Raw genomic sequence first — 26,066 nt, forward strand, 5'->3', positions numbered from 1 at the left:
AAATATTTTACAACCGCTTGCGTAGGCACTCTTCTCTGGGATATGTAAGTCCTGCGCAGTTTGAAAAGGACGCGGCAATGGCCGCTTAGTTAAGGTGTCTACTTTTGGTGGGTAGGACCAACCTTGTGCGAGCACCATTAGGATTAATCGTAGAGATTTATAATGTTCAAAAAGAAACAAGTAGAGCATGCCAATATAGATACTAAGCACGTTGTCAGCTCAAATGAGCTTGAGCCATACAAACAACCAATGGTTTTTCTATTCGATGCTGAAGAGGCAGTTGTCGAAACGTTAAAGGAGCTACGGTTCAATAGTTTCGAAGGAAGCTTTGGCTCTATAATAAAGGTGAATAATAAAAATCATGAGGAAAAATTTCTAAAGCTTAATCATGACTATCCAGCAAACCTGCATGAGTTTGATATTGTAATGCTGGACCTGACAAAGAATAAGTCTGAAACCTATGATCCCAGCCAACATCAATTGATTAACACATCAGGGAATACTGCTCATGCTTTATTGAGCGCATATCCAGAACAGATCTTCGATCCACGTCCTCTCGCCATAAACATGGTTTCTAAGGATCTAAATGATCTTTTTGAAAAGAAGTCTGTAATTATTGTCTTTTGTGGATCTGAGCATATTTCAGAATACCAGTTTGTTGAAATTACGAGTCGTGGAGTCAGCATAACGGGCAGAGAGAAGCTGTCCAGTTTTAGATTCTACCAGAATCTTCCTGGTTATAAATCTCGTAGTGGAAGAAAAGTAAAACTGCCTGAAAAAGACTCCAAGTTATCGCCACTATTTCGAAAACATCTAGATAGCATCGACTTCGAAACCACTTTTTACCATCCAACGGTTTGGAGAGACAATAAAAATCAACTATCAGATAACTTTGCTCCACTGCTACTTAATGAGAGAGACGAAATAGTTAGTTATGCTCATTTTATTGAAAAATCAATTGTGTTTGTTTTTCCAGATATAGCGGATAAGCCTAACTTCGTGAGTGAGCTTTTCAAAACGTATCTTCCCGAAATAGTTCCTGAAATTTTCCCGTTCCACGGAGAATTTCAGTGGCTGGATGATGGTAACTATCCGCTTCCCGGTGAAAAGCAATTATTACGAGATAGAGCTGTAATCGAAGAGAAATATAATAAAGATATTGCTGAGAATGAAAATGCGCTGGTTTCTTTAAAAGACAGATACAAATTCTTGTCTGATTTGATTTCTGAGACTGGGGGCGCTCTAGTTTCAGCTGTGGAAATATACTTGAAATGGTTAGGTTTTGAATCGGTGGTCAATCTAGATGATACTGACCCTGATATCCTTGAAGAAGATATTCAAATTGATTGTGAAGACCGATTTTTAGTTATTGAGATCAAAGGCATTGGTGGTACGTCTACAGACAAAGATTGTTCTCAGGTTAGCAAGATCAAATATAGACGCGCAGAGGAACGGGATAAATTTGATGTGTTCGGACTATATATTGTTAATCATCAGAGATACATGCCACCAAAATCAAGATCTAACCCGCCGTTCACAGAAAATCAAATCAAAGATGCTGGCCATGATAAAAGGGGCCTTTTAACTACATATGACCTTTATAAAGCATACTTTATGATTGAAGAAGGCATCTTGCAAAAAGAAGATGTTAGAGAATCACTTTTTAAAACAGGTTTAATTACTTTGGAGCCTGAAAATATATCATCTATTGGTACTCCACATGAGCTGTTTATGGATGGCCAAGTTGCCATTCTAAACTTAAATAGCATAACTCTAGCAGTAGGTGACACTCTGATAGTAAGAAAAAATGGTGATTACTCAAAAGCCATAATCGAATCCTTGCAAGTTGATGACAAGGAAGTAGATACCTGTAATACAGGGGAGATTGGCATAAAGTTAGATAGAAAGTTGAAGAAGAATTCGGAGCTGTTTGTTAGAAAGGTATAACAAGTTGCTGCACACGGAAAAATCACTCGCTGCGCTCACGATTTTCCGGTGAGCAAGGCGTTAGATCTAGAAGGTAGAGCATGTCTCAATTCGTGAATGATTTCGGCCAGCCTGTCGGGGAGCCACTTGCTCAGTGGGTAGAGCCCGCGCATCCGTCGCCGGAGCCGATGGATGGTCACTTCTGTTGCTTGGAGCCGCTTGCTCCGGAACGTCATGCAGAACAGCTCTATGCGGCGAACGCGCTGGACAAAGATGGGCGTGGCTGGACCTATCTTCCCTATGGCCCGTTTGGCTCCTTTGAGCGCTATTATGAGTGGCTTCAGGCAATGAGTCGGAACGATGATCCATTGTTTTTTACGATCATTCAGAAGTCGGATGGGCGAGCCGTTGGCGTTGCGAGCTATCTCCGGGTGATGCCAGCGAGTGGCTCCATCGAAGTTGGTCATCTCCATTTCTCCGAGCAGCTCAAGCGAAGTCCGGTCGCTACGGAAGCCATGTTCTTGATGATGAAAAGAGCTTTCGAACTAGGCTATCGACGCTATGAGTGGAAGTGCGACGCTCTGAATGCGCCCTCGTGTGCCGCCGCTCAGCGCCTCGGGTTCAGTCATGAAGGCACTTTTCGTCAAGCTACTGTGTACAAAGGGCGTAGCAGAGATACTGCGTGGTTCTCCGTTATTGATACCGAATGGCCGGCACTGTCGAGGGCTTTTTCACAATGGCTAGGGCCAGATAACTTTGATGAGTTTGGGGTGCAGCGCGCCTGCCTGAGCGAATTAACTCAAGCAGCCCTCCAGCAGTGGTCGTGAAGGACAGCATCCACACAGTTAAGATCATCTAACAAGTGGCTGTTGCCGGACGCACCTACGCTGGCTCCGGTACGCCGCAAAGCTAAGGCGTTATGCAATTTCAAGAACTGGTCAAACTACACAGATAGCTAAAAAATTCATGAAGGAGGATAGGTGAAAATAATATCGGTATTTAACAACAAGGGAGGAGTTGGTAAATCTACTTTGACCTACCATTTAGGTGCAGCTTTATCTGAAAAAGGAAAGAAGGTTCTACTTATCGACCTTGATCCTCAGTCTAATTTAACTTTGTATGGACTTTCTGAAGAGCGTTTAGAAGAGATTTGGAATTCGGAAGACGAGTATATTAGCGATTACAAGGCTGCCAAATCAAAAATTAGTGGCGATCAGTTTGAGGTCTTTCAAAAATCTAATCACTCGATACATTATCTGTTAAAACCAATCGAGGACGGCGAATCAGAAGAAAAAGAATTGTCTACACCTGTTTCTCTTCGGCCCAATTTAGATTTAATACCAGGGAGATTGACCCTTCACTTATTCGAAAACAAATTGGCAAAGCACTGGAGCGAAGCGTTCCTCGGTGAGCCGCAGGCAATAAGAATTGTTACTTCTGTAAGAAAAATATGTGAAGAATATGCTCAAAAATATGGCTATGACGTTACACTTATTGATACATCTCCTAGTCTAGGGTCTCTTAACAAAGTAATTATATCGAGCGCTGACTCAATACTTATTCCTTGTGCTCCTGATATGTTTTCTGACTACGGCATTAGAAATATTGGTAATGCCCTTTCCGTTTGGAGTAAGGAGTTCAATACCATGTATTCCTTGCTATCTGATAGCAAACGAAAATACTTTTCAAGTAAATTTGTAAAACTCCTGGGCTACACAGTCTACAATGCGAAAAAAAGGACTGATGCACCTAACGATCTAAACATAGCCCTCGCCCATTTTAACTACGCAAAGAAGATCCCCGAAACTATAAAAAACTTTATTCCAGCTGATTGCTTGCTCAACAATGGTCACAAATATTTTGACAGTTCAATAGGTGGTAACTCTGTAATTCATGGTCATGGCACCCTTCCAACAATGGCCCAAAAATATAAAGCCCCAATGTGGGAGGTTCCTAACCTTCAAAGCTTAGGCGAGGAAAAAAATACGATAAAAGGAAATGCGGGAAGCTATTACGAAACTCGAAAGGGCTACATGAAGCTTGCCGAGGACGTAATAGAAAGATTGGAGTTACTCTGATATGGAAGATATCAATCTAGATGATGCAATTAAGCTCATTAAGGACGATATGCATTCTTATGAGTTACTCCATGACAAATTTTTATCTTATATAAACAGAGATCCTGACCTAAAAAATCTGGTTCATAGCTATAAGTCAAGATTTAAGGATCTTGATCACCTTAAAAGCAAAATTGAGCGGAAGAATCACGAAGATTCAATGTTGCCTGAAGATGAGCAGAAAGGTCCTATTACACAAGACAACATACAAGAACGAATTACTGATATTTGTGGTATTCGAATACTCCATCTTTACATTGGACAGTTTGAAGCTATTCATAAAGCTTTAATGAAATATGTTAATTCTAACGAGCTTGCCCTTTTTGAGCCGCCAAAAGCATATACATGGGATCCAGAATACTCAAAAACATTCGAGGCTTTAGGGGTATCTCCCAAGCTGAAGGAAAGTTTTTACACCAGTGTGCATTATGTATTTAAGCCTAGGGCGGATAGTAATATCACCTGCGAAGTTCAGGTTCGCACTTTGTTTGAAGAGGTTTGGGGCGAGATTGATCATACTTTTAACTATCCAGAACCGTCTAAAAGTAAGGTAATTCAGGAGCAGCTCAAAGTTTTAGCTCGCGTTGTAGGTGCAGGAACAAGACTTTCTGATTCGATATTTGAGCTAAATTCTCTTCAAGATGCAGAGTGATAAACTGCATAACAAACGCATGTTGTCGGACTGGTTTTCCGCTGCGCTCCAAACCAGCCGAAAATGCGGGCGTTATGTTTACGCAGGTAATTAAGTGAATGGATAACCTGATATATTTCTTTGCGTATATTGGATATATCGCAGTTAGTTCTGTGGTGGCTTACCCATTACTTAAGTGGAAGTCCCAGCAGCCTAAAACATTATCCAATATCATTGATATGGTATTTTTTAATGCCATCATTTTAGGTGCTCTTCCGCTCCTGCCGTTCTTGATGAAGTATCCTCCCAAGCAGCCAATATCTCCCTCTGAAAGCTACGAATACTATAATAAAAAGAGAATATGGCTGTGGAACAAGTAATAAAACATAACAAGGCGGTGTTGTCGCCTTCGGCTGGGACTTCCATTCCGCTGACGCTGCAGTCAGCCCCAAACCGCGGCGTTAGTTTTCCGAGTTACCCACGAACAGTAGACACCTTCTATAGTTATATGGACTTCCCGCCGTCCGCTATTGGTTCCTTACCGTCGTAATTATTTAATCTTCAAATTTACATTGTAATATTTCAAATCAACTAGCAGATATAATCGTTGATGTGTCATCTGATTTTTGTGGCGAATTACAATAATTTCAATTCGTATCTGCGTATAAAATCCGGTGATAGCTACTGTTTAACTTTATTGATAACTGAGAGACTACTTCAGGTGTTATCAATGTTTTAGATTTTCAAGTGACTCTTTCGCTCGCTTCAATTGTTGATGATAGCTTTCCTCTCGACCCGTCTGCTATGAGTTGTTATACAGTAATCAATTTCCAGTTAAATCTCCTCTCATTTACTAGTGATCTTGATGTCTGAGTAAGTAAGCTAGTTCAGTTGTTTAAACTTGGTCTCTGTACTCAATAACTTTTAAAACTCATAACAATTGATAAGTAAGCTATCGCCTCAACACCAGCTTGTTAACTGTTAAGATAACGTTATTCAGGCTATGTGTTAATTTTTGCTAATGATTTAGGAGAAAGTCATGGAAAGACCGGGGGGCAGTGAAAGGAATCGCTGGTGCCGTGTGACAACCACTGATGATTTAAAGTCTCTGGATGTGCGTAAGCTAGCGAGAAACGCAGGGTTAGCTAATCAATCATTTAGGGTCGAGTGGATGTCTGGCGATGAATACACTGGATCAATTGATGTGAAGACATCTAGGCAAGCTATTGAGCTGAACTACCGAATCAAAACTTTTGACTTCTGGCGGGTTTGTGAGCAAGTCGTTTCCCTGGTTTATACGAGCTGCCATTTTGGGCGTAAACGTCCTTGGTTCAGTTGTCCTGGTTGCTTAAGTCGATGTGCGATTCTCTACTTGGGTGGTAGTGGCTTTGCCTGCAGGGTTTGCTACGGGCTCCTCTATCGCTCTCAGACGCTCTCTAAGCTTGATCGTTACCTGTACCAGCGGGTTGCCCTTGAAAAGCGGCTGTATGGCGATGAGGGCTGTTTTAAGCCGGGTGTACACAGTCGTACACGCAGCCGTGTGTGGGAAAAGTATATGGCCCTTCAGGAAAAGATAAGTACTGAACTGATGGGGTAAAAAGGCCTGCAGCTTAATCTGCTTGATTGAGACTCTTCAGTTCTCGCAGGCCGGGTCGTTAACACTGTATACAGCTGGGTTATCGGAAATTACTCAATTCTTACATCTAAGGCAGTCTACTATCCGAAGTCATCCGGAGCATTGTAAGCGTCAAGCCACTCTTCCAAGGTTTGATCTTGGACACTTTTTTCATTGGTAGAGAGAGGGTAAACATTATCTCTTGTATACGCGTTACCTTGATTACTTAATTCGTGGCTACGCACATACGTACTTGAAAATGGCTGTAGCCCAGGCGGCATAAGGGCTGCACTCAAATCGTTGTCCGGGACTGTTGTCCGGCAGTTGTCCGGCAGTTGTCCGGGAGTTGTCCGGCAGTTGTCCGGGACTTGAACGGTATTGTACTGGTGATTTTGATTTTTTTGTGTGCTTGTGGAAGAGGGCGACTCAGTGGAAGCGGATGGATCCAAAAAGAGCTTCCGTAGCTGCTCAGCTGTGATTTCCAGCGTCTTCAGTTTTTTGTCAATGATTTTTGAGGTCTTGGGGTCGATATCTAAGTTATACAGAAACTGACCGAAGTGACCCATGTAATCGTGCATTGATGAAAGACGCTTAAGCGGTGGCAGACCAAGTGACAGCCAGGCATTGTAAAGGTCGTGGTTTTTGGTTATCCAGAAGTGTCCTTTTGGCAAGGCACTGCCTTTGAGCCCGTGCTTCGTATTTCGTTGGCGGGTTAAGTTTACGTTGAAATATACACGGGCCATTTTACCTGATTTGAGGCTGCGGAAGCTCATGTGAACGCCGCCAGATTTTTTTCCTTTTTCTACAGTGTATTTATTTGCCGTATAGTCGAGGTACTCGTATGCCTCTAATCCGGAAGTGCGTAGGATTTCGTTAATAATTTGGGCTTTGTGAGTTTTCAACCAGTCAATAGGAACTGGTTTTCCGCTTTTGGCTTCGATGACTAGCTTGCCACCAGTGATAGCTATCTTGTCACCCCGTTTCAATAAATCCTTTACTGATGGGGTTTTAGTTGGGTGCTTTTGCATGCGCTGTTCTCGCGAAAAATAGCCCCTCTTCCTTGAGGGGCTGATCGTTTGACTGTTCGTCTTGTATGGGTAGGTTCTAGGTGGAAGAGTTAGCAGTCGCGAGATGCTGCGATACGTGCAGCCATCCACTCATGTAAATCGTCTAAGAGCCATCCAACTGCGCGACCTTCTTCGCCAAGCTGAATCTGACGAGGGAAAGTACCTTGGGCGATGCGGAGGTAGATGCTGCTAGTGGAAAGACCAGTCATTGCCTTCACTTCTGGAAGGCGGAGAAACACAGGTGCCATGTCGATTTTCCTTAATCAGTTAATGGAAGTTGTCAGTCCTTCTGACATGGCATAGTAAATAGGGCAAAACTGATAAAAGGGAGGCTTAGTGATTTTTTGCCACTAATATTTTGTCTTTGGGATGTCTTTGGCTCTCTTTCCTGCTTCAGAATAAGCTTTTCGTTGCGTACGTTCCTTTTCCTCGTAGTAGCTAACTCTTCCCGCCAGTACTTTTTGGCTCTCCATGACGTCCTGAAGCTCTTTTTGAAGCTTCATGTATTCGATTTTAATTCTTAACAACTCCACTTCCAATTCACCGATATTGTGAGGTATAGAGATGCTATGGGCTTGACCTTGGGTGTTAAGTGTTGGCAACTTCATAAGTCCATCGGATGGACTTTCTCTGCTTCTAACGCTCTCAACAGGGGGTAGTTCTGGACTTATGCTGTAAATCCAAAACAAAAGCTCCTGTGTATTAAATATGTTGTTAGATTCTTTACCGCTCTCTCTCAGCTTGCCCGAAATAACCGCTCCCCGGATGCGGTTTCTAAGTTTTTTTCGAGCATGTGAAGGGGAGGCTTGGGGATAAATCTTTTCGGAAAAGTAATCTAGTACACCCTCTCTTTTAACTTCTGGAAAGTCGAATATATTTGTCAAAATCCATCTCCAAATTGTGGCTAGCTACTGTAGTTGGCTTAGCTGATTGGTTATCTAAAGCGATATGGCCCCCTTTGCAGGAGTGGCTGTTTTTTTAAGCATCTCGAGGTAATCCGCCCACTGCTGCATCATGTCAATACGTTGTGGTAAATGGCTGGTGCGGTTATAGGCTCGGCCCAGGGAGTCTTTTACTGCATGGGCCAGCTGATGCTCAATCCACTCCGGCGGAAAATTCAATACTTCATCCAAAATCGTGCGTGCCATGGCCCGAAAGCCATGGGGTGTCATTGTCTGATTGTCGTAACCCATCGTTCGCAGTGCTGTTCTTACGCCATTCTCACTCAGTGGGCGGCTGGTGCCCCTTGCACTGGGGAATACGTATAGCCCCCGTCCGGTAAGCATTCGCAGTTCTTCAAGGATCAGCAGAGCCTGGTTGCTCAAGGGGACGATGTGGGGTTGCTTGATCTTCATTTTGCTCGCTGGGATCTCCCAAATAGCAGAGTCCCAATTGATCTCTTCCCACTCCATGTGCCGCAGTTCGCCAGGGCGACAGAACAGTAATGGGGAAAGCTTCAGGGCAGCTTTTACAACGGGTGTCCCTTGAAAGGCTTCTATCGCAACCAGTAGCTTGCCGACTTCTGCCGGGTCGGTGATCGCTGCTAAATGTTGTTCGACTGGGTTCCTCAGGGCGCCTTTCAGATCCGCGCTGGGATCTCGTTCAGCTCTGCCGGTGGCTATGGCGTATCGAAAGATCTGACCGCAGGTTTGTTTGGCTCTGTGGGCGGTTTCAACAGCACCTCGGGCTTCAATTTTGCGGAGGGCTGCCAGTAGTTCAGGTGGGGTGATACTTTTGATAGGCCTGTTACTGAGAAGCGGAAACAGATCCTTTTGCAGTGCTCGCCAGGTGCGATCCTGGTGGCTCTGGGACTTGTCGCACATTTTGATGTGAAACCACTCAGAAGCAATGCTCTCAAAGCTGTTGGCTGCAGCATCAACATTAGCGGCTTTCTTAGCCCGTTTGACTTCGCCAGGATCGGTGCCGTTGGCCAGTAGCTTGCGGGCTTCGTCCCTTCGTTCAATTGCCTCCTTCAGGCTGATGTCGGGATAGACGCCTAGGGCAAGGGTTTTTTGCTTGCCAGCAAAGCGGTAAGCCAGTCGCCAGTATTTGGCGCCAGTGGGAGGGATATGCAGGTACAGGCTTTTCCCTGCTGGTAATTTGCGGAGCTTATCGCCTGCCTTGGCTTTCTTTACTTCCAGTGCAGTCAGTGACATACAAATCTCCTTTTGTATCGCCGTTTACTGAGTTGTTGGTACATGGTGTGTGGAAGTTAATGTGTCCCAACATTAGTACCAACAGAAGCGTTGGTATTTCAGTATAACTTATAGGCAGTCCTGGGAAAGCAAAAAAGCCGCAATCCTTTGGGGGACGCGGCTTTCATGGAAGTTACGGGATGTTGCTGGAAAAGTATTTGGTGGAGCCGGGGGGAGTTGAACCCCCGTCCGCAAGCACTCTGCCTTAGGGTCTACATGCTTAGTTCCACTATTTGATTTAACTCATTACAGCCCAGTGGCCAAGACGTAACAAGCGATCCTGATAAAGTTTTAGCTGATCCACCCCAGGCAGGCTTCACTGCGATCCAGTTCTATATGACAGTCAGTAGCGCGGTACTGGCACCTTGCTAAAGACCGCTAGCGGCGAACCACTAGATGGTGTTACAAAAGGCTACTTACGCAGCCAGTTGAGCACCGTAGTTGTCATCGTTGGCAACTAATATTGTGCAGCTTTGGATTTACGTGATTCGCTACCCTCACGACATGCACCTAAGGTTTTGTTACCGACGTCGAATCCAAATCGGCCCCTCAAGATCGTCCATTATAGGCAATATGGTGTTAATAAAACAGGTTTCAATGCTTTAGCACCACATTAATCTTCAAACTGCCTTACAGACCACGGATTCCGTGGCGAATGGCCGTTGATGATCGTGCCCATCAACTCTATGACAGCGCCAGAGGTCTTTTATTGCACCGCGGGTGGTTTTTATTTATGTCTGCCGGCGGCAGCGGTGTTATTGAGCTAGTCATTGTCTGGCCAGTGGCCTTGTTGGCTTGCGGTTATGTCTGTCAGGTTGGGCGGCTCCAGGGAGATAGGCAGCAGCAGGGTGTTGGGCTGTTGACGCTGGGACTGGCCAATCATTTCATCGTAGGCACTGTTTTGTCGCAGGTGCAGTGATTCAAGGTTGAGAGTCGACAGCAGGGTGCGCATGTTGGTCAGATTGCGGGTTTTTAAGGGGGTGTGGTGGTCGGCCCAGATCAGCCGCTCAGCACCCTCCTGCGCCACAAACGCCTGATACAGGGCGCCATCGTAGGATTCAATGACGACCGACAGGCAAGAATGCTCACTGAGCTCTTCAAGCAGAAGTTTAGCCATAAGGGGTACCCTAAATAGAACACACCCTCATGGTTACGGCTTGGTGGGGAAAATGGATCAGTGGCGTGGGTACTGGCCCTAAGTTAGGCGGCCACGCTTTGGATCAGGGTGACCAATACCAGAATCGGGCAGACAAATTTGACGTAGTTGGGCCAGATTTTCCAAAAGAACGTGCCTTCAATTTCAGGGTGGCCGGACTTGATTTCTTTCAGCAGGCTGTCGCGGTGCCAGATCCAGCCGGCAAACACACATAGCATCAAGCCCAGCATGGGTTGGCTGTAAACGGTGGTGAGGCTGATGACGAAGCCAAACAGCTGGTCAAAGTTAAATAAAATGACGGTGGAGCAGCCGAAGATGAGGGTGCCTATGATCCAGGTGGCCTGACGGCGCGATGCGGGCGTTTCTTCGACGGCCAGGGACACGGGCACTTCCAGCATGGAAATGGAAGAGGTGAGCGACGCAATGGACATCAAGGTGAAAAAGGCGAAGGCCACGAAGATGCCAATCTCGCCCATGGAGTCGAACAGCGCTGGCAGTACCTGAAAGATCAGGTCAGGGCCGGCAATCAGTTCGCCGCTGTCGGTAAAAATATTGGTGCCGTGTTCCCTGGCCACATAGATGGCGGGAATAATCAGCAAGCCCGCCACAAAGGCGGTTCCGGAATCGACCAGGGTCACCATCACACCCAGTTTCGGCAGGCTTTCCTTATCGCTGAGGTAAGAGCCATACACCAGCATGGTACCGACCCCCAGCGACAGCGAGAAGAAGGCCTGCCCCATGGCATCCAGAATCAGGCTGGGCTTCAGTTGGCTGAAGTCGGGCACCAGGTAGATTTTCAGCCCGTTCATGGCGCCATCCTGGGTCATGACATAGGCAATGAGTGCAAACAGGATGACCATCAGCATCGGCATCAGACGGGTCGACCATTTCTCGATACCGGAGGAGATGCCACTGGAGATGATCGACATGGTGAGCACCATGAAGATGCCCATGGTGATGATGTTGCGGGTATTGCCAAAGTTGGTGAGCCATTCGCTGGCTTCGCTCCAGCCCAGCATGTTGGTGATGGATTCAGCCAGGTAGGCCAGCATCCAGCCGGCCACGATGCCATAAAAGCTTAAAATAAGGCTGGCAATAATAACGCCGTACATGCCGACGCCGCTGCCGATCCTGCGGGTGGCCTTGGTCGGGGCAATACCGCGCAAGGCGGTGAGGATATTGGATTTAGAGTGGCGACCGATAATCAGTTCGGCCATCAGGGCCGGATAGGCTAAACAAAAGGCCATGGCGAAATACACCACCACAAACGCAGCACCACCGTTGCTGGCGGTTTGCGTCGGGAACCCCCAAATATTGCCCAACCCAATGGCGGAGCCTGCAGCGGCCATGATGAAGCCAAATTTGGAGGAAAACTGTTCTCTTGATGCCATGGGGAAGCTCTTGTCGATTTCTTGGTGTTTGGTTTGGTTTTTTTGTGTCTTTTGTTGTGTATATTAGGATGCAATGTTTGCAAGGCGGTTGGCTATGCGACAGAAGAGCTTGCATGCTAAGGCGTTTGCAGATAAATGCGCTTATTGTGCGGGTAGATGGGACAGGTGTTCAAGTTTTTAAAATAATAACGAAGTATCTCAGCAGGCTTTTCAAGCCCAGGGCTTCGCTGGCGTTAGGAAGAATCTTTTTGTGACTGGGTAGTCACTATCCTTTCTTGCAAACGCATGTTCGAATTAGGTCTAATGGCGCGGTTTTGTCCCACCGCAGTACCATGACGCCCTGGTTAGGGTGAAATGTAGCCAGTTTGAGCTATAACATTACAGCGGTGGCCATAAAAAAATATAAGCCCTATATCGTCAGGGTATAAATACGAGGAGACTTCCATGTCTAATCAGCAGAGAACAGAGAGTAAATCTTTATTCGTACGCGCGTTGCTACCAGCCTGTATTGGAGCCATCGTTACCGGTGGTGCGTGGGCTCAGGAAGCCCAGCCCAAATCCAGCGAAGCTATTGAGGAAGTGATCACGGTTGGTACCCGTATGGCTGGCCGCACAGCGACTGAAAGTCTTGTGCCAGTTGATGTGATTTCAGAAGAAGCCATTCAAAACTCTGGTGCGGTCGACACTGCCGATATGCTGCGTAAGTTGGCACCGTCGTTCAATATGAATAACACCACAACCTCCGATGGCCAGGATCTGATGCGACCTGCCACTCTCCGGAGTATGGCTCCTGACCAGGTGTTGGTTTTAATCAATGGTAAGCGACGCCACCAGCAGGCAGTGATCGCCGTTCAGGAAAACGTTGGTCGAGGATCTGCGGGTACTGATTTAAGTTCTATCCCATTAACTGCAATTGCGAGAGTGGAAGTGCTGCGCGATGGCGCCGCTGCACAATACGGTTCTGATGCAATTGCGGGTGTGATCAACATTATTTTGAAGGACTCTCCGGGAGGCAATGCCTGGGGTCAGTATCGAACGACTTCTGAAAACGATGGCGATACCGTTAAAGCGGGCATCACTTATGGCTTTGAACTGGGCGATGGCGGGCACTTGAATCTGACCTACGAATATCTGGATCAGGATCCGATGAACCGTGCCACAGAATCAAACTGGTTTGGTGCGAGCCCGGTAACCGATCAATTGATTCTGGTGGGTGAGAGTGACGTCGAAAGTGATTCTGTCTGGATGGACTTCGCGTTACCTATTGGTGTTGGTGAGCTGTATGCGTTTGGTGGTTACACCAAGAAAGAAGGTGAGTCCCTGGGTTTTTACCGTGGGCCAACTGATGGCCGGGTTTGGTCATCCATTTACCCGAATGGTATCACTCCTGCCTTGGGCACCGAAACAGAAGACACCTCTTTTGCGATGGGGTACCGCGCTACTCTGGGTGAGTGGGAAACCGATGCCAGCGTCGTTTGGGGGGAAAACCGCTTTGAATTCAGTAACATCGAATCCCTGAACGCCAGTTATGGTCCAACCAGTCCCACTTCGGCCTATGACGGCGCGCTGATTGTCGATCAGCTCACCTTCAATGTCGATGGACACCGCAGCATCAGTTTGCCATTTACCCAGGACGCGTCCTTGGCTCTGGGTGCGGAATGGCGCGAAGACGGTTACCAGCAAGAAGCGGGCGATGAGGTTTCTTACGCTCGTGGCAGCCAGTTGTGTGACGAAAATTTTGTCAACTCATCCGACCCGGCCAAAGACCCCGGTACCTGTGTCTACACTGACGGCGGCAGTCTGGTAAATGGCACCACAGTACCTGGCATGCAGGGCTTCCAGGGCTACAGCCCAGCGATGGAGCTGGATACTGATCGAGACAGCTACGCTGTCTATGCGGATCTGGAGATGTCTCTCACTGATCGTCTGGATCTAGGGGGTGCGCTTCGCTATGAGGATTACTCCGACTTTGGCGATACCACGAACATAAAGTTGTCCGGTCGCTATCAGCTGACCGAATTGTTGGCGATGCGAGCTGCCTTTTCTACGGGCTTCAGAGCCCCGGGTGTGCAGCAGCAATTTTTCACTCAGCGTTCAATTTCCCTGGATAATGGACAGTTGGCCGATTTGGTAACTCTGCGGCCTGACAGTGCGCTGGCAGCCGACTTTGGTTTTGAAGAGTTGAAGGAAGAAACATCCGAAAGCTTCAGCTTTGGTCTGGTTTACTCGGGTGACTTTTGGACCAGTACGCTGGATGTTTATCAGATCAATATTGAAGATCGCATCGTATACTCCGGTAATATTTCTGCGACCGGTGATGCCAGCAACCCAATTGATATGGTCTTTGCTGCCAACAGTGGCTCTGGGCAGCAGTTGGATGGTGTTGCCAACGTCTCCATTTTTACCAATGCGGTTGATACAGAGACTACTGGGCTGGACTGGGTGAACGCCTGGGATTATTCACTGGATAGCGGTGATGGCATTGTTTTGGAAGCCACCTTCCATATGAACAATACCACCGTTGAGAAGGTGAACAGTGCCTCATCCTTCGTTTCTAACGAGATAGTGTATGGTGCCAGTCAGCAATTGCTGTTGACCGATGGCCAGCCAGGTAAGCGTGCAACGCTGGGGGCAACTTATAACGCCGCTAGCTGGAGCCTCACCGGGCGTGCCAATTATTATGGTGAGGTGAGCACTTCCAGTTATGGAACTGAAAAGAAAACCTGGAGTGCAAAGACCCTGGTTGATGTCACCGGTGTTTGGAATGTGACGGAGTCTTTCCAGCTGTCAGCAGGTGTCCTCAACCTGTTTGATACTTACCCTGATAAGTGGGGTAAAGAAGGGGGAGACTTCCCGGGTTTGGGCTTTAAATACGGTTGGACGTCATTTCCGTTCTCCATTGCAGGGCGCGAATACTATATGCGAGCCTCGTTTAATTTCTAAGGCAGTCCTTTAGAGTAAAAGGGCGCGTATGCGCCCTTTTTTGTGTCTGAGTGGCAGGGTTTTATTGAATAATGTTTGGGTATCACAATGACAATTTTTGATTGGCTGACCCTGGCGGGTCTCTGTTTTCTGGGGGCTTCCAGCCCTGGCCCGAGCCTGGCGGTAATGATTGAGCAAACCCTCAAAGGCGGTCGAGAGCAGGGCGCCATTGCGGCTGTGGCCCACGGCGCGGGTGTGGGTGTGTATGCGGTACTGGCGGCTCTGGGGCTGGCAGTAATCGTTCAGCAAACGCCTTGGCTGTTCAATGGGCTGCGCTGGCTGGGGGCATTGTTTTTATTGTTTCTGGCTTACAAATCGTTCACCGCGCCGATGGCGTTTGGTGAAGGAGAGGTGCACAACGTGACGTCACGGCAGGGAGTGGTAACCGGTTTTCTGACGGCGTTTTTGAACCCCAAGCTGGCGATCTTCTTTCTGGCGGTTTACACCCAGTTTATTACCCCCGAGACAACGATCTTGCAGAAGCTGGGCATGGCGGGCGTCTCGGCAGCGGTCGATGCGCTGTGGTATCTGCTGGTCGTGGGTATGCTGTCGCAGCCCAGTGTGATCAAGCGGCTGAAGCTGCACGCCATTAAAATGCAGCGATTTTTTGCCGTGTTTCTGGTGTTGGTGGCGATACGAGTGGTGGTGAACTGAGAAACGGGGGGCTTGGGGTGCTCGTTTCTTCTGGGGTGCAAGGCCGGTAAGGCACCGTTACCTCAAAGATGTCAAAGGTGACGGTGTCCGTATTTGAAGGGGTCAGGCGGGCTTTTGGAAGAGGCGCTGCTTTTCGCGGGCCCAGTCACGCTGCTTTTCTGTTTCGCGCTTGTCGTGCATTTTCTTACCCTTGGCCAGGGCAATTTCGCATTTGACCAAATGGCCTTTCCAGTACAGCGCGGTAGCAACGCAGGTGTAATCCTTTTGCTCTACAGCTTGTTGGAGTTTGGCGATTTCCTTGCTTTTCAGCAGCAGTTTGCGCTGACGGTTTGGTTCGGCGACGTGATGGGTCGAAACGGTATTCAGCGGAGAAATCTGGGCGTTAAGCAGCCAGGCTTCACCGTTTTTGAAGAACACGTGGGTGTCGACAATCTGCACCTTGCCTTCGCGCAGGCTTTTGACTTCCCAGCCTTGCAGGGCCAGGCCCGCCTCATATCTATCCGTTAAGTGATAATCGAAGCGTGCTTTCTTGTTTAACGCGATAGTGCCCGTTGAGGACTTCTGTGATTTCTTCTTAGCCATGGCGGCGGATTATAACGACTCGGTGGAACCTGTGACAGCATTAATTCGTCCTCTGGCAGGGGGTGCCCGCCAGGGGACTAGTGTGGGGGTTAAATCAGGCTTATGTTGAAGAACTTGTTCAAGACCGTATTCACAAACACAAACAGCAGGATGACAGGGATAAAGGTGCCGAGCGCGAAGTTGGAATAGCGTTCCAGCAGGGAGCCTTTGTAGTTGGGCTCGCCGGTTTCCAGCTCAGCATTCCAGTTGGCCTTTTTCCAGCGGTAGGTCACCAGCAAACAGATAATAAAGCCATTGAGCGGCAGAATCGTGTCATAAAACACGTCGTACACCAGATCAAAAAGCGAATGGGACGCCTCCCCGTAGTGGGCGAAGTTGGTGAAAAAGTCCACCATGCCAAAAGACAGGCCACACGCCAGAGCGATGAAGAACATGGTGATGCCGATGGTGGCCAGTGCCCGGTTGCGGCTGTAGCCTTTCTGGTCCATGACGCCGGATACGGGGACTTCGATGATGGAGACCAGTGATGTCAGTGCGGCAAAAAACACCAGCAGGAAAAACAGCGCCGCCACGATACTGGCGCCGACATAGCCGACGGAGACCTGCATGGCCAAGAAGATTTTGGGCAGGAAGGTGAAAATCAGGGAAACGGAAGAGTCGGAGAGGGTGCCGGGGTCGATGCCGGGATTGAACGAAAAGATGGCCGGCAGCACCATCAGGCCCGCGGTAAAGGCAACCCCGGTGTCAGCGAGGGCCACCATCTTGGCCGAGCCTGGAATGCTGGAGCGGCCGTCCATGTAAGAGCCGTAAGTGATCAGGATGCCCATCCCCAGGGATAGGGAAAAGAAAGCTTGCCCCATGGCCCCATTAATCACCTGTGCATTGATCTTGCTGATGTCGGGTATCAGATAATATTGAACGCCGGCCATGGCGTGATCGCGGGTAAGTACGAAAATCACCAGCCCAACCAGCATCACAAACAGGGACGGCATCATGATTTTTGCACCGCGTTCAATGCCGTCTTTGACGCCGGAATGCAGAATGAGCCCCACCAGTGCCGCTACCGCGATGAGATACACAAAGATAGTCGGGCTGCTGACAAAATGGGCGAAGTAGTCCGGGTCGGTCAATGCCTGCAGGTTACCGCTGATAATGGCGGTTAGGTAGCCGGTAATCCAGAGGGTAATGACGGCGTAAAAAACCGCTATCATGTAGGGGGTGATCAGGGCCAGCCAGCCGCCGATCAGCCAGCCCGGGCTGCCCGGAGCAAAATGCCGATAGGTCCCCAGGGGGTTTTTCCGGCTGTTTCGACCGGCCGCCAGTTCAGCCATCATGACGGGCAAGCAGATCAGTACCACGAAAAAGGCGTAAAGTAATAAAAAGGCGGCGCCCCCGTTTTTGGCGGCGTTGACGGGAAAGCCGACCAGGTTCCCGATACCGACGGCAGAGCCCGCCGCCGCTAAAATAAAGCCCAGGCGTGAGCCAAACTGTTCGCGATTTGCTGTCATTTTAATCCTAATTTTTGTGATTTTTATAGCTTGTTCTTGTGGCGCTGTTATCTGTCGGATACTAGCAACTTTATGAGGGCTTGTCCCCGACTCCAGTCCTGAATCGCTTGTGATTGTTGGGCTGGCGGCAAGATTGTTTGATGCAGGGCGGCGGTGGCTGCAGTTGTGGCTTCAGGTGATCGCCTCAACAGGTGTTAAAGGCTTGTTGGGGTGGCTTTAATCGGTTGTGAGCTTGTTTCGCAGGGCTGTTAGTATACGGTCATTGCAACGGGGGCTGAATAACCGCGAGGGCGGGCCTCAACAGGAAGATCTTGGCTTATAGAGAGTGAGTCACTACAATCGGCCGGCTAAGATAACCGTGGATCGGAGTGTCAGTGACTCAAATACATCGCAGTGCCCTGGTGGCCTATTCTGACCAGAAAATGTTTGAATTGGTGAACGACATTGAAACGTATCCTCACTATATGGACGGCTGTGTCGGTGCCAAGGTGCTGGAGCGCAGTTCGGTAGAGGTAACAGCTCGCCTGGATCTCAAGAAAATGGGGGTGAGTTACAGTTTTACCACGCGCAACCTCCTGGACGCTCCGCATACCATGGATATGAATCTGGTGGAGGGGCCGTTCAAGCGACTGAAGGGGGTGTGGACCTTTCGTGCGCTGGCGGAGGATGCCTGCAAGGTCTCCCTGGATCTGGAGTTTGAGTTTAATAACAGCCTGATGGCCAAAACGGCGGGCAAGTTGTTTGAATCGGTAGCCAATGAATTGGTGGATGGCTTGTGCCGCCGGGCGAAACAGGTCTACGGTTAAGTCGGGGGTTGGGCGCAGGTGTGTCCAAAAGCAGTATTTGAAAGAGCGCCAGTGATTAATGGATGACCCGGAGGGGTACGCTAGACTATGTCGGATATAGAAATGATTGCGGTTGAAGTGGCTTATGCCCTGCCGCACAAGCAAAAGATTGTGGAGTTGCTGGTGAAACCGGGTACGACCGCGTTGCAGGCCGCTGAGCAATCCGGGTTGGAAAAAGAGTTTCCCGAGATTGATTACAGCACCGCCAAGATGGGGATTTTTGGGCAGGCTTTGGGCACCAAAGGCCTTAAAAAGGCCCATGAGCATGCGCTACAGCCAGGGGATCGGGTGGAAATCTATCGGCCCTTGACGTCAGACCCGAAAGAAGTGCGCCGCAAGCGCGCTGCCAAAGCGAAAGAGGCCGAAAGCACGGACAACAAATGAGTGCCGGCCTGAGGTGCTGCGACGGCCCGACCTTGGGGTGGCTTAAGCGCCATCAAGGCAAGGCGTACACGGCCTGGGAACCGGTGCAGTTGTGATCGGCCCCAGCGCTAAGATTTTAGAGGTTCCAGTGCTATCAGCCGCGCCGGTGGCAAAAGCCGTGCAGGTGTGACAGGTTACAAGCCGGTGTGACAGGTTAATAAAAGTGCCACATCTCCGGTTCGCGAAGGCTTATTCGGCCTCGAACTCGGTTGCAGGCTCTGAATCGCTGGCGGGAACTTGCTCCGGTGTGGGCGTGGATTTTGCCCCGTTGGGGGTGTAATCGCCACTGAAAGACGTCAGGGTATCGCCTTCAAAGTAAACGCTGATGCGCTCTTTGGTGGGCTCACCTTTGCCTGGTGCCATACTGTAATAGTAGTCCCAACGGTTGGGGTTGAAGGTGTCTTCGATAAGGGGGGTGCCCATTACATAGCGCACCTGGCGTTTGGTCATGCCCGGTTTGAGCTGATCAATCATCTCCTGAGTGACAATATTGCCCTGCTGGATGTCGATTTTGTACACGCCGGGAAACTGGAAGTACTGGCAACCGGCCAATAACAGCAGCGAAATGGCGAAAAAGAGGCGTTGTACGTGTTTTTGCATAGCAGGGGTTCCACAAGGTAAAGTGAACGGGGATAATACCTGAACATTAGCGACGCTGAGAAGGGTTCTGGAGAGTAATTTCCAGAAACGTGCCAGCGCAGAATATTCTACTTAGAGGCAAATATGGCTGATCAAAACCAGGAGCTGCGCAAAGCGGGCTTAAAAGTAACTCTTCCTCGAGTTAAAATTCTGCAAATGCTGGAAGCCTCGGCGCAACGTCACCTGAGCGCTGAAGACGTCTACAAGCAGTTGATTGAAGCGGATGAAGACGTGGGGTTGGCAACCGTTTATCGCGTGTTGACGCAGTTTGAGACTGCCGGACTGGTGGTTCGTCATAACTTTGATGGCGGACACTCGGTGTTTGAGCTGGAGCGTGGTGATCATCACGATCATATGGTGTGCATTGAGACCGGCAAGGTGATCGAATTTCACAATGAGGAAATTGAAAAGCTGCAAATTGCGATGGCTGAAAAGCACGGTTATGAGTTGACGGGCCACAGCCTGGTGCTTTACGTTAAGCCCAAGTCCTAATCGTTAAAACCCGGGCATCAGTGATTTGGCTCGGGTTGTGGCCTTAAGGCTGGCCATAAGAGTTCAGCGACATCGACCTTCTTGTGGATACAAGCATCTGTTGAGCCTTGCGGCAAAAACATAAAAATAACTTTTTATAAAGGCTGCTGCTTAAACGCCGAAGTTTAAGTGGCCTGTGGTATAGAGGTATTGACACTCATGAGCGAAGCTCAAGCCCCCAAGAAAAAATTTAACCTGAATCTGGTTCAGGTGCTGGATTTAGGCTGCGGCATTTTGCATCAAGCCTTTGTGAAGCAGCCGGCTGATAAAGCCAAGGTGTTACTGAAAGAGTTGAAAGGCGGCAAGCGCATCTCTTTGGGTGCGTTAACGTTGACCAGCAAAAATGCCGAAGGTGAAGTGAAAGACTCGCTTGAGGTCCCGCTGTCTGTGGAAATGGATTACAGCGAGTTTGTGGGCGGCGGCTTTGGCTTTCCGGTGTTTGAGGCGGCGCTGAAAGCCATGCTCAATCAGATTGGCCAAACCCTGAAGGCCAAGAAGGATCTGAACATCCTCACGAATCAGCAGACCGGTGGCGCTCTGGTGCATCAGCCTGGCGTGGTGAAAGTCGGTGAGCAGTACAATGTTCTCGTTATCTGTATTGAACCGGGTAAGAAAGACGACATCGTGTTGAAGCTGATGTTTGTCAACCCGGAGCAGTACGAGCAGTTAAGAACAACCCCTAAAGACGCCGCCGAAGCCTAGGTTTCACCGGTTGTGTGATGCGAGGCAGTTCCCAATACTGCCTCGCTACTCGCTCAAGGTGAATTGCGCAGCAAGAGAGGGCAGCCTGGGCTGACTCGCATCTCGCACAAGGTGAATTGCGTAGCAAGAGAGGGCACCCTGGGGTGACTCGTAACTAGCTACTATTTACTAGCCACTGTGCTTCTCTCATTCCGCCATCTCCAACATCTCCCGCGCGTGCGCAATCGTCTGCTTGGTCATCTGGGCGCCACCCATCATGCGGGCAATTTCCATGATCTTATCGTCACCGTTCAGGTTGATCAGCGCGGTCTGAGCTGATTGCTTGTCCGTTTCCTTGTGCACTTGCAGGTGTTGATGGCCCTTGCTCGCCACTTGTGGCAAGTGGGTGACGCACAGCACCTGACCTTGCTGGCCCAGTTTGCGCAGCAGGTCGCCAACAACGTCGGCGGTGGCGCCCCCGATACCCACATCCACTTCATCGAACACCAGCGTGGGAATGGTTGAGCTTTGCGCGGTGACCACCTGAATGGCCAGGCTAACCCGTGACAATTCGCCGCCGGAAGCCACTTTGGCCAGTGCTTTGGGGGTTTGGCCGGGGTTGGTGCTGATTAAGAATTCAATGTCATCCAGGCCGTGCGGGCTGCTGTGGGCAGGGTTGCTGTCCACGGTGATGGCCAGGTGGGCGCTTTTCATCGCCAGGTCGTGCAGTTGCAAATTGATGGCTTTCTGCAGTTGTTTGGCGGCTTTAAGGCGCTGGCTGGAAAGGGTGTTGGCGCAGCTTAGGTAGGCGTCTTCACACGCTCTGGCCAGGGCTTCGAGTTCGTCCAGTTGTCCGTCGCTGTCACCCAACTCTTCCAGCTCGGTGGCCAGGTCTTTGTGCAGCTGAAGCAGGTCAGCAGGCGATATGCGGTGCTTGCGAGCGATTTCATAGCAGCTGGACAGGCGGTCTTCGATGTAGCTGAGGCGCTGCGGGTCCATTTCAAAGCTGTCGATGTGGTGGCTGATCTCGCTTTGCGCCTCCTGAATCTGAATTTGGGCACTGAGCAGCAGTTCTTCCGCGCTGTTGAGCGCAGCAGGCTTGTCGGACAGCGCCTGCAATAAATGAAGCGCCTTGTTCAGTGTCGTTAGCAGGCCGCTCTCTTCGTTGTCGCAGATCTGAGTGACCAGCTGGCTGTTGTGTAACAGGGTGTCAGCGCTGGCCAGTTGCCGTTGCTCGGCTTCCATGTCGTCCAGCTCATTTTCTGTGAGGTCCAGAGCGTCCAGTTCCTGGACCTGGTAGCGCAACAACTGGGCGCGGGCGGTAATTTCTTCGGCGTTGTCCCGCCATTCCTGAAAGCGTTTTTGCGCGGTCTGCCACTCTCGGTAGCGGACTTTGCATTCCTGCACCAGCGCCTGGTGGTTGGCGTAGTCATCCAGCAGGCGGCGATGGGTTTCTTTTTTCAGCAGGGACTGGTGGGCGTGCTGACTGTGAATGTCAATCAACATCTCGCCCAGCTCCTTGAGCTGAGCCAGCGGCACGGGTTGGCCGTTGATGTAGCCGCGCGAGCGCCCCTCGCGGGTGACGACTCGTCGCAACAGGCAATCGGTTTCACTGTCGAGGTCGTGCTGATCCAGCCACTGACGCGCACGGGGAATGTTGGACACGTCAAACGTGGCGCAGATGTCGGCCCTTTCGCGCCCGGCTCTGACCCGATCGGGGTCGGCGCGGTCTCCCAGCGTCAGGCTCAGGGCATCCAGCAGGATAGACTTGCCGGCCCCGGTTTCACCGGTGATGGCGGTCATGCCGCGGTGTAATTCCAGTTCCAGTAGGTCGACGAGGGTAAAGTTCTGAACGCTGAGGTGAGTCAGCATGGCCGTGCTCCTGTGCTCTTATGGGGTGGCGGTGTTACCGGGTCCGTTAGCCTGAAAAAAGCCCCAACAATGGGGAAACATCAAAAACATGTTTATTTATACAGTGCTTTTTCGGGGCTGGCAAATGCAATTTGGGTGTTTGGGGCAGGGTGGGGGGCGGCGGCTATCGCCTGAAGAGGTCTGTACACGGTGAAAAAGTCTGAAGAGCCGTTTTCAGGGCTGGCGTGGGGAATTTAAATCCGGGGGGAAGTTTTTGATTAAACCACCATCAGCCCTTGAAACCTGTTTGGCCGGCCCCATATTTGGCTGCAGGTTCCACAGTTAATCCTGTCATTAACCCTGTCATTTAAAATAGGTATACGGAGTTCAGAGTGTCAGACGAACAGCAGACATCACCAGAATTGGATGAGGTAGCGCAAGAGGCTACCGAGCAAACAAAAGCCGCCGCCGCCGAACAGGGTGCCGAGGCCGCCACTGAACATGCCCCAGCAGTCGATGAGCATGCTCAGATCGAATCCCTGACCGAGCAGTTGCACGAGGCCAACGAGCAGATGTTGCGGGCGCGGGCAGAGGCACAGAATGCCATTCGTCGCGCTGCGCAGGACGTTGAGAAGGCTCACAAGTTTGGCCAGGAAAAGCTGGTCAACGATTTGCTCCCCGTGATTGATAACCTGGAGCGCGCCCTCGATGCCATGAATGTGGACGATGAGTCGCTAAAGCCCGTGATTGAAGGGATTCAGCTGACGTTGAAATCTTTCCAGGACACGCTGGCGCGCCACAGTATTGAGGCCTTGAACCCGGTGGGTGAGCCCTTTGACCCGCAAGTGCATCAGGCCATGACCATGGTGGAGAGCCCCGATGCGGAGCCGAACACGGTCATCAACGTGTTCCAGAAAGGTTACACCTTGCACGGCCGCCTGGTGCGTCCGGCGATGGTCGTGGTGTCAAAGTAACGAACTTGAGCAGGTCTGCTTGGTGAGACGATGACAACGCAATGTGAAAAAAACTCCATTGCGGGGTTGAAAAAAAGTCAGTTGAGCCAATATAGAGATCAACAGTTTGAGAAAGCATCAGCCAAGGCTGATTGAGTGTATTAACCAAGCTTGCTGAACTTACAGAAACAGGCAGGCAGGATTTTCGGAGATAATCGAAATGGGTAAAATTATTGGTATCGACCTGGGGACAACCAACTCGTGTGTGTCTGTTCTGGAAGGCGGTAAAGCAAAGGTCATTGAGAACGCGGAAGGCGATCGCACCACACCATCCATCGTTGCTTTTACGAACGACGATGAAATTCTGGTGGGTCAGAGCGCCAAGCGTCAGTCCGTCACCAACCCAAACAACACCTTGTTTGCGGTTAAGCGTCTGATCGGCCGTAAATTCAAAGATGACGTGGTTCAGAAAGACATCTCCATGGTGCCTTACAAAATTGTTGAGGCCGACAATGGTGATGCCTGGGTCGAAATCAAAGGCGACAAAAAAGCTCCGCCACAGATTTCTGCTGAAGTCCTGAAAAAGATGAAGAAGACTGCCGAAGATTATCTGGGCGAGAAGATTACCGAAGCGGTCATCACCGTACCGGCTTACTTCAACGACTCCCAGCGTCAGGCAACCAAAGATGCGGGTAAAATTGCCGGCTTGGATGTAAAGCGCATTATTAATGAGCCAACGGCTGCGGCACTGGCTTACGGTATGGACAAGGCTCAGGGCGATCGCACCATTGCAGTTTATGACCTGGGTGGCGGTACTTTCGATATCTCTATCATTGAAATTGCCGATGTCGATGGCGAGCACCAGTTCGAAGTATTGGCCACGAATGGTGATACTTTCCTCGGCGGTGAAGACTTCGACCTGCGCCTGATTGAATATCTTGCGGCTGAATTTAAGAAAGAAAATGGCATCGACCTGCACAACGATCCACTGGCTCTGCAGCGTCTGAAAGAGGCGGCTGAAAAAGCCAAGATCGAGCTGTCTTCTTCCCAGCAAACCGAAGTGAATCTGCCCTACATTACTGCAGATGCGACCGGACCCAAGCACTTGGTGGTCAAGCTGACCCGCTCCAAGCTGGAGTCTTTGGTGGAAGAACTGGTGACTCGCTCGCTGGCGCCGTTGAAAGTAGCTTTGGCGGATGCAGACCTGTCTGTCAGCGACATTGATGACGTGATTCTGGTAGGCGGTCAAACCCGTATGCCAATGGTTCAGGCAAAGGTTGCTGAGTTCTTTGGTAAAGAAGCGCGTAAAGATGTTAACCCTGATGAAGCAGTTGCCATGGGCGCAGCTATCCAGGGCGCGGTTCTGGCCGGTGACGTAAAAGATGTATTGTTGCTGGATGTGAGCCCTCTGACTCTGGGTATTGAAACCATGGGCGGCGTGGCAACACCTCTGATTGAGAAGAACACCACCATTCCAACCAAGAAGTCTCAGGTCTTCTCTACGGCGGAAGACAACCAGACTGCGGTGACCATCCACGTGGTTCAGGGTGAGCGCAAGCAGGCGGCACAAAACAAATCTCTGGGTCGCTTTGACCTGGCCGATATCCCGCCAGCACAGCGTGGCATGCCGCAGATCGAAGTGACTTTCGACATCGACGCCAACGGTATTCTGAACGTGAGCGCGAAAGACAAGGCCACCGGTAAAGAACAGTCCATCGTGATCAAGGCCTCTTCCGGTCTGAGCGATGAAGAAATCGAGAAAATGGTTCAGGATGCCGAGGCGAATGCCGAAGCGGATAAGAAGTTCGAAGAGCTGGTGACTGCTCGCAACACCCTGGATGGCTTGATTGGCGCGACCAAAAAGACGTTGGAAGAAGCGGGTGATAAAGCTTCTGAAGAAGAGAAGTCTGCCATCGAAGCGGCTCTGGCTGAAGCGGAAACGGCCGTTAAAGGCGATGACAAAGCCGCCATGGAAGCTGCTACGACCAAGTTGACCGAAGCTTCCAGCTCTCTGGCGCAGAAGTTGTACGCTGAGCAGGCTGCCCAGGCAGGTGCTGCTGGTGGTGCTGAAGCCGGTGCTGACAGCGCAGCTGATGCCGACGACGGCGTGGTTGACGCTGAGTTCGAAGAAGTGAAAGACGATAAGTAAGTCTGGGGGTTGGTATTGTCTGAAGCAGCTCATCGCAGTTGATGCTCGCTAATCACTGGCCTTGGGCTGCATTGCTACCGCTGTCGCGATTGGCGTATCATTCAGTATCGTGAATTAACCTCTGAAGTTGGCGCGGGCATGTCCCGCGCTTTCTTTTTCTGCAGATTCAA

General features: G+C 49.9%; 24 protein-coding genes and 1 other RNA gene. 14 read left to right on the top strand and 11 right to left on the bottom strand.

The genetic code is table 11. The annotated features are described in order from the left end of the window. Positions 1–162: 162 nt before the first annotated feature. From G8770_RS15235 to G8770_RS15260, 6 genes are all read left to right on the top strand, one after another. Entirely contained in the window at positions 163–1,947 is a 1,785-nt protein-coding gene (locus G8770_RS15235) for a hypothetical protein (protein WP_167188609.1), read from the top strand. A gap of 80 nt (positions 1,948–2,027) precedes the next feature. After that, positions 2,028–2,753 (top strand): GNAT family N-acetyltransferase, encoded by a 726-nt coding sequence (locus tag G8770_RS15240; RefSeq protein ID WP_167188612.1) that lies wholly within the window; start codon positions 2,028–2,030, stop codon positions 2,751–2,753. Positions 2,754–2,906: 153 nt separating this feature from the next. Beyond that, positions 2,907–4,004, top strand: coding sequence for an AAA family ATPase (locus G8770_RS15245; protein WP_167188614.1), 1,098 nt, complete (start codon positions 2,907–2,909; stop codon positions 4,002–4,004). A 1-nt stretch (position 4,005) separates the two neighbouring features. Further along, positions 4,006–4,695, top strand: a complete 690-nt coding sequence (locus G8770_RS15250) for a RelA/SpoT domain-containing protein (protein WP_167188616.1) — start codon at positions 4,006–4,008, stop codon at positions 4,693–4,695. Between the two features lie 98 nt (positions 4,696–4,793). Then, positions 4,794–5,054 (top strand): hypothetical protein, encoded by a 261-nt coding sequence (locus tag G8770_RS15255; RefSeq protein WP_167188619.1) that lies wholly within the window; start codon positions 4,794–4,796, stop codon positions 5,052–5,054. 659 nt (positions 5,055–5,713) lie between these two features. After that, complete coding sequence (locus tag G8770_RS15260; RefSeq protein WP_167188622.1) at positions 5,714–6,271, top strand: hypothetical protein; 558 nt, start codon at positions 5,714–5,716, stop codon at positions 6,269–6,271. 119 nt (positions 6,272–6,390) lie between these two features. Here the strand turns inward: G8770_RS15260 and G8770_RS15265 are convergent, their stop codons facing one another. The 7 genes from G8770_RS15265 to G8770_RS15295 form a co-directional block, all read right to left on the bottom strand. Further along, positions 6,391–7,317, bottom strand: a complete 927-nt coding sequence (locus G8770_RS15265; RefSeq protein ID WP_167188624.1) for a hypothetical protein — start codon at positions 7,315–7,317, stop codon at positions 6,391–6,393. 89 nt (positions 7,318–7,406) lie between these two features. Then, positions 7,407–7,604 (bottom strand): helix-turn-helix transcriptional regulator, encoded by a 198-nt coding sequence (locus G8770_RS15270; protein WP_167188627.1) that lies wholly within the window; start codon positions 7,602–7,604, stop codon positions 7,407–7,409. A gap of 102 nt (positions 7,605–7,706) precedes the next feature. Further along, a complete protein-coding gene (locus G8770_RS15275; protein ID WP_167188629.1) occupies positions 7,707–8,240 on the bottom strand; it encodes a hypothetical protein in 534 nt (177 codons plus the stop codon). 54 nt (positions 8,241–8,294) lie between these two features. Next, positions 8,295–9,512: a tyrosine-type recombinase/integrase gene (locus tag G8770_RS15280; protein WP_167188632.1), complete on the bottom strand. Its 1,218-nt coding sequence runs from the start codon at positions 9,510–9,512 to the stop codon at positions 8,295–8,297. Between the two features lie 198 nt (positions 9,513–9,710). Next, positions 9,711–10,100: a transfer-messenger RNA gene (gene ssrA, locus G8770_RS15285) on the bottom strand. A 214-nt stretch (positions 10,101–10,314) separates the two neighbouring features. Continuing rightward, entirely contained in the window at positions 10,315–10,668 is a 354-nt protein-coding gene (locus tag G8770_RS15290) for a DUF6482 family protein (RefSeq protein ID WP_167188634.1), read from the bottom strand. Between the two features lie 83 nt (positions 10,669–10,751). Next, positions 10,752–12,098 (bottom strand): sodium-dependent transporter, encoded by a 1,347-nt coding sequence (locus G8770_RS15295; RefSeq protein ID WP_167188637.1) that lies wholly within the window; start codon positions 12,096–12,098, stop codon positions 10,752–10,754. Between the two features lie 444 nt (positions 12,099–12,542). Between G8770_RS15295 and G8770_RS15300 the strand changes: the two genes are divergently transcribed. Then, positions 12,543–15,041 carry a TonB-dependent receptor plug domain-containing protein gene (locus G8770_RS15300; RefSeq protein ID WP_167188640.1) on the top strand — a complete coding sequence of 833 codons (2,499 nt, stop codon included), beginning with the start codon at positions 12,543–12,545 and terminating at the stop codon, positions 15,039–15,041. An 87-nt stretch (positions 15,042–15,128) separates the two neighbouring features. Next, the gene (locus G8770_RS15305; protein ID WP_167188643.1) at positions 15,129–15,734 is read left to right on the top strand and encodes a LysE family translocator; all 606 of its coding nucleotides are present in this window, start codon (positions 15,129–15,131) and stop codon (positions 15,732–15,734) included. A 102-nt stretch (positions 15,735–15,836) separates the two neighbouring features. Here G8770_RS15305 and smpB read toward each other — a convergent pair whose 3' ends face one another. After that, complete coding sequence (gene smpB / locus G8770_RS15310) at positions 15,837–16,316, bottom strand: SsrA-binding protein SmpB (RefSeq protein WP_167188646.1); 480 nt, start codon at positions 16,314–16,316, stop codon at positions 15,837–15,839. 89 nt (positions 16,317–16,405) lie between these two features. Further along, positions 16,406–17,824, bottom strand: a complete 1,419-nt coding sequence (locus tag G8770_RS15315) for a sodium-dependent transporter (protein WP_167188649.1) — start codon at positions 17,822–17,824, stop codon at positions 16,406–16,408. Between the two features lie 374 nt (positions 17,825–18,198). On the opposite strand from G8770_RS15315, the gene G8770_RS15320 reads away from it, so the two are divergent. After that, complete coding sequence (locus G8770_RS15320) at positions 18,199–18,630, top strand: SRPBCC family protein (protein ID WP_167188651.1); 432 nt, start codon at positions 18,199–18,201, stop codon at positions 18,628–18,630. A gap of 87 nt (positions 18,631–18,717) precedes the next feature. Beyond that, entirely contained in the window at positions 18,718–19,053 is a 336-nt protein-coding gene (locus tag G8770_RS15325) for an RnfH family protein (RefSeq protein WP_167188653.1), read from the top strand. Positions 19,054–19,281: 228 nt separating this feature from the next. Here G8770_RS15325 and G8770_RS15330 read toward each other — a convergent pair whose 3' ends face one another. Next, the gene (locus G8770_RS15330; RefSeq protein ID WP_167188655.1) at positions 19,282–19,692 is read right to left on the bottom strand and encodes an outer membrane protein assembly factor BamE; all 411 of its coding nucleotides are present in this window, start codon (positions 19,690–19,692) and stop codon (positions 19,282–19,284) included. A gap of 123 nt (positions 19,693–19,815) precedes the next feature. Between G8770_RS15330 and fur the strand changes: the two genes are divergently transcribed. Together fur and G8770_RS15340 are read left to right on the top strand one after the other, a co-directional pair. Continuing rightward, a complete protein-coding gene (fur, locus tag G8770_RS15335; protein WP_167188657.1) occupies positions 19,816–20,223 on the top strand; it encodes a ferric iron uptake transcriptional regulator in 408 nt (135 codons plus the stop codon). Between the two features lie 198 nt (positions 20,224–20,421). After that, positions 20,422–20,964: a hypothetical protein gene (locus G8770_RS15340; protein ID WP_167188659.1), complete on the top strand. Its 543-nt coding sequence runs from the start codon at positions 20,422–20,424 to the stop codon at positions 20,962–20,964. A 186-nt stretch (positions 20,965–21,150) separates the two neighbouring features. Here the strand turns inward: G8770_RS15340 and recN are convergent, their stop codons facing one another. Then, a complete protein-coding gene (recN, locus tag G8770_RS15345) occupies positions 21,151–22,815 on the bottom strand; it encodes a DNA repair protein RecN (RefSeq protein WP_167188661.1) in 1,665 nt (554 codons plus the stop codon). A gap of 371 nt (positions 22,816–23,186) precedes the next feature. Here recN and grpE point away from each other — a divergent pair, with 371 nt between their 5' ends. Beyond that, positions 23,187–23,768, top strand: a complete 582-nt coding sequence (gene grpE / locus G8770_RS15350) for a nucleotide exchange factor GrpE (protein WP_167188663.1) — start codon at positions 23,187–23,189, stop codon at positions 23,766–23,768. A gap of 199 nt (positions 23,769–23,967) precedes the next feature. After that, the gene (dnaK, locus tag G8770_RS15355; protein ID WP_167188666.1) at positions 23,968–25,896 is read left to right on the top strand and encodes a molecular chaperone DnaK; all 1,929 of its coding nucleotides are present in this window, start codon (positions 23,968–23,970) and stop codon (positions 25,894–25,896) included. The last annotated feature ends 170 nt before the right edge of the window (positions 25,897–26,066 follow it).

Origin of the sequence: Pseudomaricurvus hydrocarbonicus (genome assembly GCF_011602365.1) — a bacterium.
GTDB classification, from domain to species: domain Bacteria; phylum Pseudomonadota; class Gammaproteobacteria; order Pseudomonadales; family Cellvibrionaceae; genus Pseudomaricurvus; species Pseudomaricurvus hydrocarbonicus.

What these genes read in the sequence shown, in the direction of transcription:
- G8770_RS15325 (WP_167188653.1), top strand. Translation starts at nt 18,718, where the DNA reads ATGTCGGATATAGAAATGATTGCGGTTGAAGTGGCTTATGCCCTGCCG.
- G8770_RS15240 (WP_167188612.1), top strand. Translation starts at nt 2,028, where the DNA reads ATGTCTCAATTCGTGAATGATTTCGGCCAGCCTGTCGGGGAGCCACTT.
- fur (WP_167188657.1), top strand. Translation starts at nt 19,816, where the DNA reads ATGGCTGATCAAAACCAGGAGCTGCGCAAAGCGGGCTTAAAAGTAACT.
- G8770_RS15340 (WP_167188659.1), top strand. Translation starts at nt 20,422, where the DNA reads ATGAGCGAAGCTCAAGCCCCCAAGAAAAAATTTAACCTGAATCTGGTT.
- G8770_RS15290 (WP_167188634.1), bottom strand. Translation starts at nt 10,668, where the DNA reads ATGGCTAAACTTCTGCTTGAAGAGCTCAGTGAGCATTCTTGCCTGTCG.
- G8770_RS15330 (WP_167188655.1), bottom strand. Translation starts at nt 19,692, where the DNA reads ATGCAAAAACACGTACAACGCCTCTTTTTCGCCATTTCGCTGCTGTTA.
- dnaK (WP_167188666.1), top strand. Translation starts at nt 23,968, where the DNA reads ATGGGTAAAATTATTGGTATCGACCTGGGGACAACCAACTCGTGTGTG.
- G8770_RS15250 (WP_167188616.1), top strand. Translation starts at nt 4,006, where the DNA reads ATGGAAGATATCAATCTAGATGATGCAATTAAGCTCATTAAGGACGAT.
- G8770_RS15305 (WP_167188643.1), top strand. Translation starts at nt 15,129, where the DNA reads ATGACAATTTTTGATTGGCTGACCCTGGCGGGTCTCTGTTTTCTGGGG.
- G8770_RS15235 (WP_167188609.1), top strand. Translation starts at nt 163, where the DNA reads ATGTTCAAAAAGAAACAAGTAGAGCATGCCAATATAGATACTAAGCAC.
- G8770_RS15295 (WP_167188637.1), bottom strand. Translation starts at nt 12,098, where the DNA reads ATGGCATCAAGAGAACAGTTTTCCTCCAAATTTGGCTTCATCATGGCC.
- G8770_RS15280 (WP_167188632.1), bottom strand. Translation starts at nt 9,512, where the DNA reads ATGTCACTGACTGCACTGGAAGTAAAGAAAGCCAAGGCAGGCGATAAG.
- G8770_RS15265 (WP_167188624.1), bottom strand. Translation starts at nt 7,317, where the DNA reads ATGCAAAAGCACCCAACTAAAACCCCATCAGTAAAGGATTTATTGAAA.
- G8770_RS15255 (WP_167188619.1), top strand. Translation starts at nt 4,794, where the DNA reads ATGGATAACCTGATATATTTCTTTGCGTATATTGGATATATCGCAGTT.
- G8770_RS15270 (WP_167188627.1), bottom strand. Translation starts at nt 7,604, where the DNA reads ATGGCACCTGTGTTTCTCCGCCTTCCAGAAGTGAAGGCAATGACTGGT.
- smpB (WP_167188646.1), bottom strand. Translation starts at nt 16,316, where the DNA reads ATGGCTAAGAAGAAATCACAGAAGTCCTCAACGGGCACTATCGCGTTA.
- recN (WP_167188661.1), bottom strand. Translation starts at nt 22,815, where the DNA reads ATGCTGACTCACCTCAGCGTTCAGAACTTTACCCTCGTCGACCTACTG.
- G8770_RS15260 (WP_167188622.1), top strand. Translation starts at nt 5,714, where the DNA reads ATGGAAAGACCGGGGGGCAGTGAAAGGAATCGCTGGTGCCGTGTGACA.
- G8770_RS15300 (WP_167188640.1), top strand. Translation starts at nt 12,543, where the DNA reads ATGTCTAATCAGCAGAGAACAGAGAGTAAATCTTTATTCGTACGCGCG.
- G8770_RS15315 (WP_167188649.1), bottom strand. Translation starts at nt 17,824, where the DNA reads ATGACAGCAAATCGCGAACAGTTTGGCTCACGCCTGGGCTTTATTTTA.